The 14,235-nt window shown below is 39.6% G+C and carries 14 protein-coding genes and 1 riboswitch; of the genes, 6 read left to right on the top strand and 8 right to left on the bottom strand.

Features of this window, described 5'->3' with window-relative positions:
- Positions 1-58: 58 nt before the first annotated feature.
- Both dnaE and BBI08_RS06555 read right to left on the bottom strand, forming a co-directional pair.
- A complete protein-coding gene (gene dnaE, locus BBI08_RS06560; RefSeq protein WP_008497172.1) occupies positions 59-3,121 on the bottom strand; it encodes a DNA polymerase III subunit alpha in 3,063 nt (1,020 codons plus the stop codon).
- Positions 3,122-3,134: 13 nt separating this feature from the next.
- Positions 3,135-4,079: a DHH family phosphoesterase gene (locus BBI08_RS06555; protein WP_008497173.1), complete on the bottom strand. Its 945-nt coding sequence runs from the start codon at positions 4,077-4,079 to the stop codon at positions 3,135-3,137.
- A 92-nt stretch (positions 4,080-4,171) separates the two neighbouring features.
- Between BBI08_RS06555 and BBI08_RS06550 the strand changes: the two genes are divergently transcribed.
- Positions 4,172-4,477, top strand: coding sequence for a YtpI family protein (locus BBI08_RS06550; RefSeq protein ID WP_008497174.1), 306 nt, complete (start codon positions 4,172-4,174; stop codon positions 4,475-4,477).
- 79 nt (positions 4,478-4,556) lie between these two features.
- Here the strand turns inward: BBI08_RS06550 and BBI08_RS06545 are convergent, their stop codons facing one another.
- Both BBI08_RS06545 and BBI08_RS06540 read right to left on the bottom strand, forming a co-directional pair.
- The gene (locus BBI08_RS06545; protein ID WP_065528539.1) at positions 4,557-5,864 is read right to left on the bottom strand and encodes a DRTGG domain-containing protein; all 1,308 of its coding nucleotides are present in this window, start codon (positions 5,862-5,864) and stop codon (positions 4,557-4,559) included.
- 170 nt (positions 5,865-6,034) lie between these two features.
- Positions 6,035-6,733: a metal-dependent hydrolase gene (locus BBI08_RS06540; RefSeq protein WP_040850683.1), complete on the bottom strand. Its 699-nt coding sequence runs from the start codon at positions 6,731-6,733 to the stop codon at positions 6,035-6,037.
- 101 nt (positions 6,734-6,834) lie between these two features.
- Between BBI08_RS06540 and BBI08_RS06535 the strand changes: the two genes are divergently transcribed.
- Together BBI08_RS06535 and BBI08_RS06530 are read left to right on the top strand one after the other, a co-directional pair.
- A complete protein-coding gene (locus BBI08_RS06535; protein ID WP_008497176.1) occupies positions 6,835-7,932 on the top strand; it encodes a M24 family metallopeptidase in 1,098 nt (365 codons plus the stop codon).
- A gap of 162 nt (positions 7,933-8,094) precedes the next feature.
- Positions 8,095-8,601, top strand: a complete 507-nt coding sequence (locus BBI08_RS06530; protein WP_065526691.1) for a universal stress protein — start codon at positions 8,095-8,097, stop codon at positions 8,599-8,601.
- A 46-nt stretch (positions 8,602-8,647) separates the two neighbouring features.
- Here the strand turns inward: BBI08_RS06530 and BBI08_RS06525 are convergent, their stop codons facing one another.
- Positions 8,648-9,586 carry an NADP-dependent oxidoreductase gene (locus BBI08_RS06525; RefSeq protein ID WP_008497177.1) on the bottom strand — a complete coding sequence of 313 codons (939 nt, stop codon included), beginning with the start codon at positions 9,584-9,586 and terminating at the stop codon, positions 8,648-8,650.
- 121 nt (positions 9,587-9,707) lie between these two features.
- Positions 9,708-9,751: riboswitch (PreQ1 riboswitch) on the top strand.
- Between the two features lie 6 nt (positions 9,752-9,757).
- On the opposite strand from BBI08_RS06525, the gene queC reads away from it, so the two are divergent.
- Genes queC through queE form a run of 3 tightly spaced genes read left to right on the top strand, consistent with a single transcriptional unit; the run spans position 9,758 to position 11,549 of the window.
- Complete coding sequence (queC, locus tag BBI08_RS06520; RefSeq protein ID WP_008497178.1) at positions 9,758-10,423, top strand: 7-cyano-7-deazaguanine synthase QueC; 666 nt, start codon at positions 9,758-9,760, stop codon at positions 10,421-10,423.
- Complete coding sequence (gene queD / locus BBI08_RS06515) at positions 10,420-10,845, top strand: 6-carboxytetrahydropterin synthase QueD (RefSeq protein ID WP_008497179.1); 426 nt, start codon at positions 10,420-10,422, stop codon at positions 10,843-10,845. Before queC ends, queD begins: the two co-directional genes overlap by 4 nt.
- On the top strand, positions 10,842-11,549 hold the full coding sequence (gene queE / locus BBI08_RS06510) for a 7-carboxy-7-deazaguanine synthase QueE (RefSeq protein WP_008497180.1): 708 nt from the start codon (positions 10,842-10,844) through the stop codon (positions 11,547-11,549). The genes queD and queE overlap by 4 nt, the downstream gene beginning before the upstream one ends.
- Positions 11,550-11,644: 95 nt before the next feature.
- Here queE and BBI08_RS06505 read toward each other — a convergent pair whose 3' ends face one another.
- From BBI08_RS06505 to nhaC, 3 genes are all read right to left on the bottom strand, one after another.
- Entirely contained in the window at positions 11,645-11,986 is a 342-nt protein-coding gene (locus BBI08_RS06505) for a zinc ribbon domain-containing protein YjdM (RefSeq protein ID WP_008497181.1), read from the bottom strand.
- A gap of 93 nt (positions 11,987-12,079) precedes the next feature.
- On the bottom strand, positions 12,080-12,499 hold the full coding sequence (locus tag BBI08_RS06500) for a universal stress protein (protein ID WP_008497182.1): 420 nt from the start codon (positions 12,497-12,499) through the stop codon (positions 12,080-12,082).
- Between the two features lie 145 nt (positions 12,500-12,644).
- The gene (nhaC, locus tag BBI08_RS06495; protein ID WP_065527872.1) at positions 12,645-14,021 is read right to left on the bottom strand and encodes a Na+/H+ antiporter NhaC; all 1,377 of its coding nucleotides are present in this window, start codon (positions 14,019-14,021) and stop codon (positions 12,645-12,647) included.
- Between the last annotated feature and the right edge of the window lie 214 nt (positions 14,022-14,235).

The following is a 14,235-nucleotide window of genomic DNA, read 5'->3' as shown; positions in this document are numbered from 1 at the left end:
CAATACAAAAAAAACCATGCTACGTAAAGAAAAAACTGCTTTTCTTTTCGAAAAGCAGTCAGGTTTCTATATTTTTGCAAATAATTGCGGTTTTGTGATTTCGATTTTCAACTAATCCTTGAATTTCAAGTGTCGCATGAGGTTCCAAAAGTAAGTTGAATTTTGCGTATTCCACCGGAAACAACGTAACAGAAGCTGGACCTGTTTCATCCATTAAGGTTAGAAATGCCATAGCATCTCCTTTTTTTGTACGAATTCGTTTTATATCCTCTATCACCCCTAATACCTTTACCAGTTCTCTATCACGTTTCGACTTTAATGATTTAAGTGCATCATATGATTTTTGTCGATTTTCTTTTTCTCGTTCAATCGGATGTTTAGACAAATAAAAACCCAGCACTTCTTTTTCAAATTCAAGCTTCAAACTTTCGGGCATCTCTGAAGCTTTTGTATATTTGGGTTTCATAAAGCTCGCTCCCATGTCATCAAACAAGCCTGGCTCGTCATTTGGTTTTACCAGCTCAGCGTGTTTAATGGCGCTATCTAATGATGCCAAAACAACACCACGATCATGCCCAAATTCATCAAGAGCACCTGCTTTTATAAGAGGTTCAAACGATTTCCGGTTAAAATGCAAAGCCGATATTCGTTCAGCAATATTAAACAAACTTTTAAATGGACCTTCTTCACGAGCGGTAAGCAAAGCTTTGATGGTTGAACCCGGAACACCTTTCACGGCATTTAATCCGAATCGAATTTGACCGTCTTCTACTGAAAACGTGTGACGACTTTTTTGCACAGATGGAGGAAGTAAAGGAATTTTCTTTTCCTTGATTTCCTGCATCAATTGCTTTGTTTTTTCGGCATTACCAGCACTATTTGTCAATAAACTTGTATAAAAATAAACGGGATAATGGGCTTTCATATAACTCAATTGGTAGGAAATCATGCTATAAGCTACCGCATGACTTTTCGGAAATCCATAATCGGCAAAACGAACGATTAAATCATAAACTTCGGCTGCTTCTGCTTCAGTAAACCCTTTTGCTTTCGCACCTTGCACAAAATGTTCGCGTTCTTCATCCAAAATTTCACGTTTTTTCTTGCTGACAGCGCGACGTAATAAGTCAGCTTCACCAAGAGAAAATCCTGCCATTTTCGCGGCAATATGCATAATTTGCTCTTGATAAACAATAACACCGTAAGTTTCACGTAAAATCGGTTCTAAAATCGGATGAACGTATTTCACCGTTTCTTGACCGTGTTTTCGTCTTGCATACAAAGGGATAAATTCCATTGGACCTGGTCGGTATAACGCGTTAACTGCAACAATATCGCCAAATGCTGTCGGCTGGATTTGTTGAAGCGCATGACGCATGCCATCGGATTCCAGCTGAAAAACACCAGTTGTGTCTCCTGTTGCCAGTAATTTAAAGGTTTTTGCATCTTCTAGCGGAATGCTGCTGTAGTGGAACCTCTTTTTCGTATCCCAATAAATCAAACTGCGAATTTGTTCTAAAATTGTTAAATTGCGAAGTCCCAGAAAATCCATCTTCAATAAGCCAATCGCTTCGAGTTCCTGCATTGGCCATTGTGTCAAATAAATGCCTTCATGTCCTTTTTCAATTGGCACATGATTGACTAGTGGGGTTGGACTTAAAATTACACCTGCTGCGTGGGTAGAAGCGTGTCGTGGTAAACCTTCTAATTTTAACGCGGTCTTAAACCAAGATTTGCGTTCCTCACGTTCGATGATCCAGTCATTAAACTTTGTAGACTCTTTTAAAGCTGAACGCAAAGTTGTGCCGGGACGATTTGAAATTAGTTTTGAAATAGCTTCAAGTTCTTCTGCTTCAAAACCAAATACACGCGCAGTATCTCGTGCAACTGCTTTTGCAGATAATGTTCCAAATGTTATGATTTGTGCGGTTCGAACAGCTCCGTATTTTTGTGCCACATACTCTACTACTTCATGGCGTCTATGATCAGCAAAATCGATATCGATATCCGGCAGCGTAATACGCTCTGGATTCAAGAAACGCTCAAACAGCAAACCATGTTCGATAGGATCGACATCTGTAATTTTCAATGAATAAGCAACAAGCGAACTCGCTGACGATCCCCGTCCAGGGCCTGTCATGATGTCTTGATCTTTGGCGTATTTCATAAAATCCGCAACAATTAAGAAATAATCGATAAAACCCATTTTCGCGATAATCGATAATTCGTAATTTAGCCGCTCTTGATATTTTTTTGAAAAGTCTGGTACTCGTTCTTCAAGTCCCACTTTACATAATTGCGCAATATAAGTTGCTTTATCCATTTGTTCTGATAACGGATAGACCGGTAACAACTGCCGATTCATTGGTATAGTTACTCCACAGCTTTTTAACACGTCTGCGGTTTGTTGAATCCATTCGTTTCGATCTTCAAACCAAGACAAAAACTCTTGTTGACTCGGAACGTAAGCATTCGTATGTTCCGGTTTCTGTCTTTCTGGATCATTCATTTTGACACCTTGACCAATCGCCGATGCAACTTCATAAGCAAAAGCATCTTGTTGATGCATATAGCGGATTTCATGTGAAGCAATGATTGGAATTTCGATTTTTTCACAAAGCTCAATAAATGCGGATTCGTATGGAGACACTACGCCGCCCGGACGTTCAACGCTGCCAAACGCTGCTTTGCCAAATAAATTCTTTATGTACTCTACAACTAAACTGCGATCGGTCATGAGCCATTCTGCTTTGTTTGGAATTATACATATTAAACCTTCTCTATACGCTTTTAGCCATTGCTCAGGAATTGCTTCTTTATCTCGAGTAGATAATGCGCTCGAAATTTTCAACAAATTGTCATACCCTTTGTTTGTTTGAGCATATAACACAACCGGAAAATGCTGCTCTTCATACTCGATAAAAACCGAAAGGCCGATCACCCCATGGATGTCGGCGCGGCGGCATGCCTCCCAAAACGGAAGAATGCCATATAATTTTGTATTGACGATTGCGACTGAAGTAGCTCCTTGTTCCTTTAAAAACGGGAAAAGTTCGTCAAGGCGCACCGTGCTCTTCAGCAAATCAGCCGATGTGCTTATATGCGGATAAACCATTGACATTAGTCTCTCCTCCTTAGTTTGCAGCTGCACAAATTTCTGCTAGGCGCTCGATTACACGATCAGCTTCTTCCCATGAATAAGCTGTAGCACCAGAAGCCATTGGATGACCGCCGCCACCGAATTCTTTTGCTAATGTATTGATAATAGGCCCTTTTGAACGCAATCGAACACGTATTTCTTTTTCTTCTTCAATTAAGATAACCCAAGCTTTCATCCCTTTTACATTGCCGAGTGAGCCGACTAGTAATGAAGTATCCGATGCCGTCACATTAAATTCTTTTAAAATGTCTTTTGTAATTTTCACATGTGCTGCACCATTTTCGTCCATTTTGAAATTTTGGTACATATATCCTTGCAGATGCAATAATTTTCGGTCCATCTCGTACATTCCGTTATGTAACGCGTTTCGATTAAAGTCATATTTGATCAATTCTCCTGCAACTGCAAAAGTCCTTTGGGTTGTGCTCGGAAATAAAAATCGACCCGTGTCTCCAATAATCCCTGCGTACAACAAGCGTGCAGCTTTCGCACTCATCGTCCAATTTTCATTTTGGTGACCATATTCATAAAGTTCGTAAATAATTTCAGAAGCAGAACTAGCTGTCGTGTCAACATGTACAATGTCACCATAAGCATCGTCATTTGGATGATGGTCAATTTTGATAAGCTTGGCGCCCGTTTTATACCGCTGATCGTCAACACGGTCAGTATTTGCAGTGTCCGTTACGATGATTAAAGCCCCTTCAAAATCTTCATCTGCAACAACATCTGGAAAATCAAGGAAATCCATTGTGTATTCATGTGTTCCAGCTGCTAAAATGCGCTTGTCTGGATAGTTTTGTTCTAACAAATATTTCAAACCAAGCTGAGATCCGTACGCATCTGGGTCTGGTCGAACATGACGATGAATAATAATGGTCGTATATTGTTTAATTGTGTCGATGATTTGGCTGTTCATTTTTAAGTTCCTCCATTTATAAGGAAATCCATTCGCAATTTTGTTCAATTCTCAGTACAATGAGGTATGAGTTTTGAATTCAGGAGGTCCTTATGTTAATTTTTGTAATTTTAATTATTTTATCATTTGTTGTTTATTTTTATAACAAAACAAAGCAATTTCGTACACGAACAGTTTTGCCTATTCGAAAAAAATGGTATTCTGCACGCGCTTCAATGGCGTTAGGTAGTTTCGTTACGTTTTTCGGCATTAATCAACTATTTGTTTTTCAGTCGATACTTACGTATATCATTTCAAGCGTCTTTATCATTCTTGGTTTGGCTTTGATTTATTACAATTTCAAAGCATCAAAACATTACCATGTATTTCTTGAAGAAGAAGCAGATTTAAACCCTTAAGCAGTTTTAGAATTTCAGGCAGCAGGCACACTCATTTAAAGAGTGATCCTGCTGCCTTTTTCACATCGTAATTTCTGTATTAGCGATCCAATAATTGGAAGGTTAACATGGCTTTGCCCACAATTTCGTTTTCTAATGATACTTCAACATCCACTTTTGCCGACTTTCGACTAATATCCAAAATTTGCGGTCGCACCAAGACAAGTGCATCTAGTTGAACAGGCTTTAAAAAGTAAATTGATGCGTTTTCTAGTACGCTGTCTTTACGGTTTTTTGTTTTCAAAATCGCCGACGCCGCTTCCGTCAAAATCATCGTATACGCAGCATGAGAGATTGAACCGTATGCATTGGTCATTTGAGGTGTAACACGGAACTCCAAAATCAATTTATCGCTTATTTGCTGATGTAGTTGGCTCTTGATAATGTCATCAATAGTTTCGCCTTGTTGTGGTTGACGCTGTGCTGTTTGAATCGCTTTTAATACGTCCTGTCGACTAATGACACCTTTTAGCTTGCCATGATCATCTGCGACCGGCAGTAAATCAATGCCTTCCCAAATCATACGATGTCCTGCAGCGGCAACGCTTGTTTGCATGGAAACGGTTATCGGATCTTTGGTCATCACTTTTTCCACTAATTCTTTAGCTGAATGCCCAATTACATCCCGCGATGTAATAATACCGACTAGCTTGTTCGTATGATCAACTACTGGAAATCCGCCATGAGTTGTTTCTTCATTTAGCCCATGGTAGCGGCTAATTGGCTCTTTAAGATTCAAATGTGCCGTTACCTCTAACGGAATTAAGATATCTTCAATTAATAAAATCTCTTTTTTGATCAATTGATCGTAAATTGCTCGGTTAATCATCGTTGCTACTGTAAACGTATCATAGCTAGTTGAAATGACAGGCAATTCAAATTCATCCGCCAATTTTTTTACTTGATCAGCTGCTTCAAACCCACCTGTAACGAGTACTGCTGCACCCGCGCGAAGTGCATACTCATGCGCTTTGTACCGGTTACCAACAATCAATAAATTGCCCGCTTCCGTATAACGCATCATGTCTTCTAGCTGCATTGCCCCAATCACAAATTTGTTCAATGATTTGTGCAATCCCGCTCTACCGCCTAGTACTTGTCCATCGACAATATTTACAATTTCAGCATATGTAAGTCGCTCAATATTTTCCTTCTTTTTACGTTCGATTCGAATGGTCCCAACGCGTTCTATGGTCGAAACCAATCGCTTTGTTTCCGCTTCTTTTATCGCTCGGTAAGCCGTTCCTTCGCTTACTTGCAAATCCTTTGCAATACGCCGCACTGAAATTTTCTCACCTACGGCTAAAGTCTCAATATACGCTAATATTTGTTCATGTTTAGTCGCCATGATTTCACCCATTCTTTCTACGTTCCTATATCCTCTAGTGTAGCATAACTTACGAAAAGTTGAGAGGGCTGTCTAGTCTCGACAGGCATAAGAGAATACATAAAAACCCACGAAAAGCCATCGCTTTTCGTGGGACTGTGCCGCTATATATTATTCCTACATTTTGGTTATCAGTTCGAAGGTTCAGACTCTAATTCCACACTTTCTCCTGGTTGTAAAATGTTCACTTGAACATCTTTTACTAACAATTTGAAATGCTCAGGATCTTGTTCAATAGGAGGGAATGTATTGTAATGAATTGGCACCACCATTTTTGGTTTTAATAATCCCACCGCATACGCTGCGTCTTTTGGTCCCATTGTGAAATAATCACCAATTGGCACAAATGCCATATCAATATCATTTTGTTCCCCCAAAATCTTCATGTCTCCAAATACTTCTGTATCGCCTGCATGATAAATCGTTTTGCCTTCTGCTTGGAACAAAATTCCAGCAGGCATCCCTCCATAAACGACTTCTCCTTCATCAGTTGTAAAAGATGAGCTATGGAAAGCTTTCGTAAACTTCACAACTCCAAAGTCGAACTTATGCGCACCACCTAAATTCATACCGACCGCATCTACGCCTTGACTACTTAAATAATTAGCTAGTTCAACCGGCGCTACTACTTGTGCATTATTGTTTTTCGCCAGCTCAACTGTATCACCGACATGATCATTATGAGCATGCGTCAATAGAATGGCATTTGGCTTTTCGTTTGCAACCTGCAAATCTGTAAGTTTGTTGCCGCTAATAAATGGATCAATTAAAATCGTAAACTCCCCTGTTTTAATTTTGACGACAGAATGACCATGATATGAAATGTGCATAATATCCCTCCAATAAGTTTTGAAAATCGTATTTCCAGCTTTCATAGCTGTATTATACCCTGACTTTTGATATGCTACACATGTAGAGGAGGAATATACATATGAACAAAATTAAGCAATTGCAAAACTATTTAAAAGAACAATCGGTTGATGCGGCGTTTATTACAGATCCTTATAATGTTTTTTACGTTAGCGGTTTCAAGAGCAATCCACATGAACGCTTATTAGGTGTTATGGTGTTCGCTGAAGCTGAACCATTTCTGATTTGTCCGAAAATGGAAATTCCAGATGCTAAAAATGCAGGGTGGACTGGTGAAATCGTTGGTCACGAAGATACGCAAAATTCGATGGAGATTTTGTATAAAACAGCTCAATCACGTGGGATTGATTTGAAAACGATGGCTGTTGAAAAAGCGCATATGACTGTTGAGCGTTACGAAGCACTTCTGTCATTTTTCAGCTCCCTCTCAATCGCTCAATTGGATAAGCAACTAAATGCCATGCGCGTCATAAAAGACGATGCGGAACTACAAATATTGCGAGAAGCAGCTGCATTAGCTGACTATGCAATTGAAGTAGCTGCTCGAACGATTAAAGAAGGCATTACTGAAATTGAAGTTATGACAGAAATCGAATTGGCATTGAAAAAACGTGGAGTTACGCATATGTCATTTGATACTACTGTTTTAACTGGTGATCGCGCAGCTTCACCACATGGCAAAACTGGCCAATACAAACTTAAACAAGGCGATTTAGTTTTGTTTGATCTTGGTGTTGTTCATAAAGGCTATTGCTCAGATATCACTCGTACATTAGCACTTGGTGAACCGAATGAAGAACAAAAAGAAGTATATGATGTTGTATATCGTTCTGAAATGGCAGCTCTTGAAGCGGTTAAACCAGGCGTAACAGCAGCTGAACTAGACCAGATTTCACGCCAAGTGATTGCAGATGCTGGATATGGTGATTATTTCACTCACCGCCTAGGACACGGTCTTGGAATTGATGTTCATGAATTCCCTTCGATTCACGGACAAAACACGATGAAGATGGAAAAAGGTATGGTCTTCACATTAGAGCCGGGTATTTACGTTCCAGGAAAAGTTGGTGTTCGCATTGAAGACGATGTAGCTGTAACAGCTGACGGCTATGAAGTGTTAACTAAATATCCAAAAGAACTTCAAATTATTAATAACTAAACTTAAAAGCGACATCGGAATTTTTCCGATGTCGCTTTTTTAATAATAAGAACCCTTTTTCGTAAATTAAACAAAAAATTCAGCAAATTAACTTCAATTTAGCAGGAACTCTTCTTTTTATAGCGAATGAGTATCTATAGACAGATGAAGGAGGAATGTAGGATGACATTAAAATACAGTCAAATTCTTGTAGCGGTAGACGGTTCTAAAGAAGCAGAGTGGGCATTTAAAAAATCAGTGGGTATTGCGGAACGAAACAACGCCACATTAAACTTAGTAAATGTAATCGATACGCGTTCGTTTGCTGCAATTGAGGCTTATGACCGATCCATTGCTGACCGTGCGCAAAAGTTCGCTGAGGATTTATTGGAAGAGTATAAAAAAGAAGCGTTAGCCGGTGGTGTTGAAAAAGTGAATATTGTCGTCGATTACGGGTCTCCAAAATCCATGATTTCTAGAGACTTAGCTCAAAAAGTTGAGGCTGACTTAATTATTTGTGGTGCGACTGGATTGAATGCAGTTGAGCGCTTCCTAATCGGCAGTGTATCTGAACATATTGTCCGTTCTGCCAAATGCGACGTTTTGGTCGTCCGTACAGAAGAAGCTCAAGACGATGCACCTACTGAATATTACTCAGCAGACAAAGCTGGAAAACCTGAAAATTTTTAAACGCCATTGAAAAATCCTTTCGCTAATGTGAAAGGATTTTTTTATTTTATGATTTTAGTTTGATGATAATTTTCCCGCGGGCATGGTGAGTCTCACTCAATTCATGAGCGTTTCTAACCCCTTGCTCCGAGAAATCAAAAACATGACCAATTGTTGGTTTTAATTCGCCAGATATGAAAAGGTTAGCCAGTTGATGCAATTGCGCACCATTTGGCTCTAACCAATAACTTGTTGCGTTTACTTCATGCTCTTTCGCTTGTTCAGGAGAAGGTTGTCCTGCAATGGAAATTAGCTTACCGCCTTTTTTCAACACTTTAAAACTTTTCTCCAATACTTCACCGCCCATAGTATCTAAAACGGCATCAAAATTCTCCAGCAATTCACTAAAATCTTCTTCACTATAGTTAATCACACGGTTTGCTCCTAAAGATTTAACCAATTCGTCATTGATATCACTCGCAGTCGTAGCTACGTACGCCCCGATGCTATTGGCTATTTGAATAGCCATCGTTCCCACTCCACCAGCTCCTGCATGAATTAGGACTTTTTCTCCTTTTTTCACATTCGCAAAGCCAACAATACATTGATAGGCAGTTAGTCCAGCTAATGGAATAGCCGCACCTTCTTCAAATGACATGCTTTCAGGCATATGCGCAAGTAAGTCTGCTTCTACTGGGACAAACTCTGCATAAGTCCCTTGTCTTGTTGTCGCCGGTCTTGCAAAGACACGATTTCCCACTTGAAAATGTTTAACGTTAGCTCCAACTTCAGCTACTACACCTGCTACATCCCACCCTAAAATAATCGGAAATTCCCAAGGTAGCATTTCTTTTAAATAACCTTCACGTAGTTTCCAATCAATTTGATTGACTGAAGTTGCATGAACTTCAACAAGCACTTGATCATCCGTAATCGATGGCGTTTCAATTTCTCGTTCAACTAATTGCTCTCTACCGCCGTAGTTATCAATAACAATTGCTTTCATCTCGGACCTCCCCTTTCGTTGTTATATAAATATACCCTCTTTCAAGAAATTATATACCTACTTAAAGACGATATTTGAAGCCTTCTTTTTATAGGTGGATATGTTATTATTAATGCTGTTCGTTAAAGAGGTTCGCAAACTCCCTCTCTAAAAAACTAAGGAGTGTATCAGATGAAGAACGAAAAAGCGGTTGTCGTTTTTAGCGGTGGCCAAGACAGTACCACTTGCCTATTTTGGGCGATTAAGAACTTTAAAGAAGTTGCAACAGTAACTTTCGATTATGGCCAGCGCCATTCTGCTGAAATTGAATGTGCTCGAAAAATCGCCGATGAACTTGGCGTACTTTTTAAAGTGTTGGACATGACGTTGATCAATCAACTTTCAGCAAATGCGCTGACGCGAGATGACATCGAAGTAACAGCAGAGGAAGGTGAACTTCCTTCGACATTTGTACCAGGTCGAAATCTCTTATTTTTATCTTTTGCAGCAGTTTATGCAGATGCCATTGGTTCGCGACATTTAATCACAGGTGTTAGTCAGACCGATTTTAGTGGCTATCCCGATTGCCGCGATACCTTTATCCGGTCATTGAATGTCACATTAAACCTGGCGATGGATAAACAATTTATCATTCACACCCCATTGATGTGGCTCGACAAAGCAGATGTATGGGAACTTTCCGATACACTTGGAGCACTTGATTTTGTTCAAGAAAAAACATTAACATGTTATAACGGCATTCCGAGCACCGGCTGCGGTGAATGTCCAGCTTGCCAATTACGCACTGATGGCCTCGCACGCTATCAAGCGAAAAAAATGGCAGGTGCAAACACATGATGCAGCAATTTTATCCGACGGTTTCTCATAATTATCAATTTGAACTCAATAAAGACATGCATTTTTCTGCCGCTCATTTCATCCCAAGTGAAGATGCCGGAAAATGTAAAGTGATGCATGGGCATACCTACCACCTCAATATTACAATCGGGGGCAATCAGCTCGATTCCATCGGTTTTCTAATTGATTTTAAATTACTGAAAGAGTTGATCCATAAAAAATACGACCATAGTGTTTTAAATGATCATCCTGAATTTGCAAACAAATTTCCGACAACCGAACTTCTTGCTCAACAAGTATGGCAATCGATTCAAACAATGCTTCAAGCAACAATCAATCGACCAAATTGTCTGCAAGTCATTGTTCGCGAGACACCGACAAGCTACGTCGTATACCGACCACGTCAGGAGGATTTGTTATGAAAATTCCTGTAATGGAAATATTCGGTCCAACTGTTCAAGGAGAAGGCATGGTAATGGGTCAAAAAACGATGTTTGTCCGCACAGCGGGCTGTGATTATTCTTGTTCTTGGTGTGATTCCAAATTCACTTGGGACGGCACAGGGACTAGCGTTTCGAAACAACCAGCTGATATTGTCGAAGAGTTGATCCAAACTGGTGGCGAAAATTTTTCACATGTCACCATTTCAGGCGGGAACCCTGCACTACACAAAGGGATTGGCGAACTAGTAGAACTTTGTCATCAACAAGGTTGGAAAGTAGCAGTAGAAACGCAAGCCTCTATTTGGCAAGAATGGATGCCAGCAATCGACGACATTACCTTGTCACCAAAACCACCTAGTTCAGGCATGAAGACCGATTTTGCGAAACTAGATTTGTTTTTGGAGAAATTGCAAACAGCTAATGTCAGTTTAAAAGTGGTTGTTTTTGACCAAGATGATTTCGCCTATGCCGAAAACCTTCATCAGCGCTATCCGAATGTCCCGTTCTTTTTACAAACGGGCAATGAAGATACAATTACGACAGATGATGCTCAGCTTGTATCAAACTTACTCGAGCGCTATGAACAATTAATCGATTATCATGTGAAGTCCCCTATCATGAATGATGCGAAAGTGCTGCCACAATTGCATACGTTAGTATGGGGCAATAAACGAGGCGTTTAATAGATATGTATTTGATAAACGTGATGGCAAATCACACAACAATTATTCAAAAACAAAGGGTGTTGGAATAAACTTATTCCAACACCCTTTTCGTTTTATGCTTTTTTCACAAATTCTGATTTCAGTTTCATTGGACCAAAGCCATCGATTTTGCAGTCAATATCATGATCGCCTTCGACTAGTCGGATGCTTTTTACTTTTGTGCCGATTTTCAACGTTGATGAGCTACCTTTAACTTTCAAATCTTTAATAACTGTAACTGCATCGCCATCTTTTAAAATTGATCCATTTGCATCTTTCACGACTTTTTCTTCTTCAGCTTGTTCTGCGTCAGCAATAAGACTCCATTCATGCGCACATTCAGGACAAACCAACAGACTACCATCTTCATAAGTATATTCCGAATTACATTTAGGACAATTTGGTAATGCTTTCATGTTCTCCTCCACTTGGTCTACCCATATATCACATGACAATAAGACCGCTCTTTTTTAATCATTATACCAGAATTCCAAAGCGGTAAGCAGACATTATTTTACAACTAGCACCGGACAATTTGAATGATTAACAACTTTTTGACTAACTCCACCAAGTAATATTTTTGAAACGGGATTTAATCCACGGCTCCCAATAACGACTAAATCAAATCCGCCATCGTTTGCCATTTCAATAATGACCGGTGCCGGACGACCATGCATCACTTCGATTTTATAAAACGTTTCATTTAATTCAAGCTGCTCTCTAATTGATTGAACCTTTTTCTTTCGTGACAACTCAAATTCAAGTTGACCTCCATCATGCACTTTCTCTTGACTGTCTTCGTCAAAATCAGAAACATAGACAACCGTCACTTCTGTATCTTTACTCATGGTGGCTAGCTGTGCAGCGTGTTTGCCTGCTCGCTTCGAATTTTCGGAACCATCTACGGCGACTAAAATCTTTTTATACATTTTCTCCACCCCTTCGACTATTTTCCGCGGCTTAGTAACAAAACGCTCTCTATAGTACTATTCGACTTTAACATCCCTTTTCCTGCTAAGTGAAGAAAACCGATGATATGTAGCATCACCGGTTTCGTCTATTCTTACTTATTGTTTATTTAAAAGTTAATGTTTTTCCTGTAAATCCAAATACTACGGTCAATACTGGAGACAACAGACAAAAGACGGCAAATGGCAAGTATTCGAGTGTGGGAACGCCGATAACACCTGTTATGAAAATTCCACAAACACTCCATGGCACGAGCGGATTAACAACTGTTCCTGCGTCTTCCATAACACGGCTCAAGTTTTTACCGGCAAGTCCCACTTTATCGTACGGTTCTTTAAATGCTTGACCCGTTAACAAAATTGATAAGTATTGTTCTCCGATTAAAATATTGATACCGATTGCTGTCAAAGCAGATGCGGCAATAACAGAAGACACTTTGTTCAACAAGCTTTCAATTTTAGCTAATAGACACTGTACAATCCCTAACGTGAATAACAAGCCACCCATGCTTAATGCTAAAAGTACGAGTGCCACTGTAAACATCATACGTTCCATGCCACCTCGTGATAACAAACTATCAATCTCTGCAATGCCGGTAGATGACACATATCCGCTAAATAGCACATTGAAAATCTCAGAAGCTGTGGATACTTGGTGCAGAAAAGAAATCACAATAGCCGAAATTGAGCTAATCGCTAGCGTCATCAATGCTGGTACCTTTATAAATGTTAAGACGATCAAAACAATTAGCGGAATCAACGTATACCAATGAATCATCCCTGTAGCTAAAAGACCTTCCTTAAATTCACTGACATCTTGTATCGTCCCCTCTGTAGCCCGTGGAGAAACAATGAGGAAAAAAACCAATGTGAGCAGAAAAGCTGGAATCGTGGTCCAACCCATATTGCGAATATGCTCAAACAAATCGACACCTACGATAGCAGATGATAAATTTGTTGTATCTGACAACGGCGACATTTTATCACCAAAAAATGCGCCTGAGACGATAGCACCCGCCGTCACTGCAAGCGATAAGTCCATTGCCGTTGCCATACCTATAAATGCCACACCAATCGTCGCAACCGTTGTTAGCGAACTGCCGACCGATAAACCAATTAACGAAGTAACAATAAAAACAATGGCAAAAAAGAATGTCATTGAAATTATTGAAAATCCAGCATAAATCATTGTCGGAATGGTCCCGCTAATCATCCAACTACTAATGAGCATGCCGATAAAGAAAAACAAAAATACAGCACTCATGCCTGCGCCTGCACCTTCTACCAAGCCTTTTTCAAGTTTTTGGTAAGATACATCTTTTATTAAGCCATAACCAAACAACAATAATATCGAAAGTAGAATTGGAATATGAGGAACCGATCCAAACTGAATGATGCTAATACTTATCAGTAAAAAGATCGCAATTGTAATAAAAATAGCTTCCAAAAACTTTGGTGTGATGACTGGTTTAATCATTTGCATAATAAAATCTCCTTTTCTGTATAAAAAAGAGAAAACCCCCGCCCCAATAAAGGGACGAAGGTTTTCTCCGCGTTACCACCCATTTTAATGCTCTGATTAAACAAAACATCCACTTGATTACGAACCGATCAAAACTGATGACGTACTTCATCCAATTTGCTGCCTGAACTTCCAGCTACCATTCAGTCTCTTGTTGCTGCGCACAAATTGTCTA

This window comes from Planococcus halocryophilus (assembly GCF_001687585.2).
Taxonomy (GTDB): Bacteria; Bacillota; Bacilli; order Bacillales_A; family Planococcaceae; genus Planococcus; species Planococcus halocryophilus.
The sequence above is the reverse complement of the archived record's forward strand: the minus strand, read 5'-3'. Positions and strand labels throughout refer to the sequence as shown.

Coding starts and splice junctions, on each gene's coding strand:
- BBI08_RS06550 (WP_008497174.1), top strand. CDS start 4,172: ATGTTAATTTTTGTAATTTTAATTATTTTATCATTTGTTGTTTATTTT.
- queC (WP_008497178.1), top strand. CDS start 9,758: ATGAAGAACGAAAAAGCGGTTGTCGTTTTTAGCGGTGGCCAAGACAGT.
- BBI08_RS06505 (WP_008497181.1), bottom strand. CDS start 11,986: ATGAAAGCATTACCAAATTGTCCTAAATGTAATTCGGAATATACTTAT.
- BBI08_RS06535 (WP_008497176.1), top strand. CDS start 6,835: ATGAACAAAATTAAGCAATTGCAAAACTATTTAAAAGAACAATCGGTT.
- BBI08_RS06530 (WP_065526691.1), top strand. CDS start 8,095: ATGACATTAAAATACAGTCAAATTCTTGTAGCGGTAGACGGTTCTAAA.
- dnaE (WP_008497172.1), bottom strand. CDS start 3,121: ATGTCAATGGTTTATCCGCATATAAGCACATCGGCTGATTTGCTGAAG.
- BBI08_RS06500 (WP_008497182.1), bottom strand. CDS start 12,499: ATGTATAAAAAGATTTTAGTCGCCGTAGATGGTTCCGAAAATTCGAAG.
- nhaC (WP_065527872.1), bottom strand. CDS start 14,021: ATGCAAATGATTAAACCAGTCATCACACCAAAGTTTTTGGAAGCTATT.
- BBI08_RS06540 (WP_040850683.1), bottom strand. CDS start 6,733: ATGCACATTTCATATCATGGTCATTCTGTCGTCAAAATTAAAACAGGG.
- BBI08_RS06525 (WP_008497177.1), bottom strand. CDS start 9,586: ATGAAAGCAATTGTTATTGATAACTACGGCGGTAGAGAGCAATTAGTT.
- BBI08_RS06555 (WP_008497173.1), bottom strand. CDS start 4,079: ATGAACAGCCAAATCATCGACACAATTAAACAATATACGACCATTATT.
- BBI08_RS06545 (WP_065528539.1), bottom strand. CDS start 5,864: ATGGCGACTAAACATGAACAAATATTAGCGTATATTGAGACTTTAGCC.
- queE (WP_008497180.1), top strand. CDS start 10,842: ATGAAAATTCCTGTAATGGAAATATTCGGTCCAACTGTTCAAGGAGAA.
- queD (WP_008497179.1), top strand. CDS start 10,420: ATGATGCAGCAATTTTATCCGACGGTTTCTCATAATTATCAATTTGAA.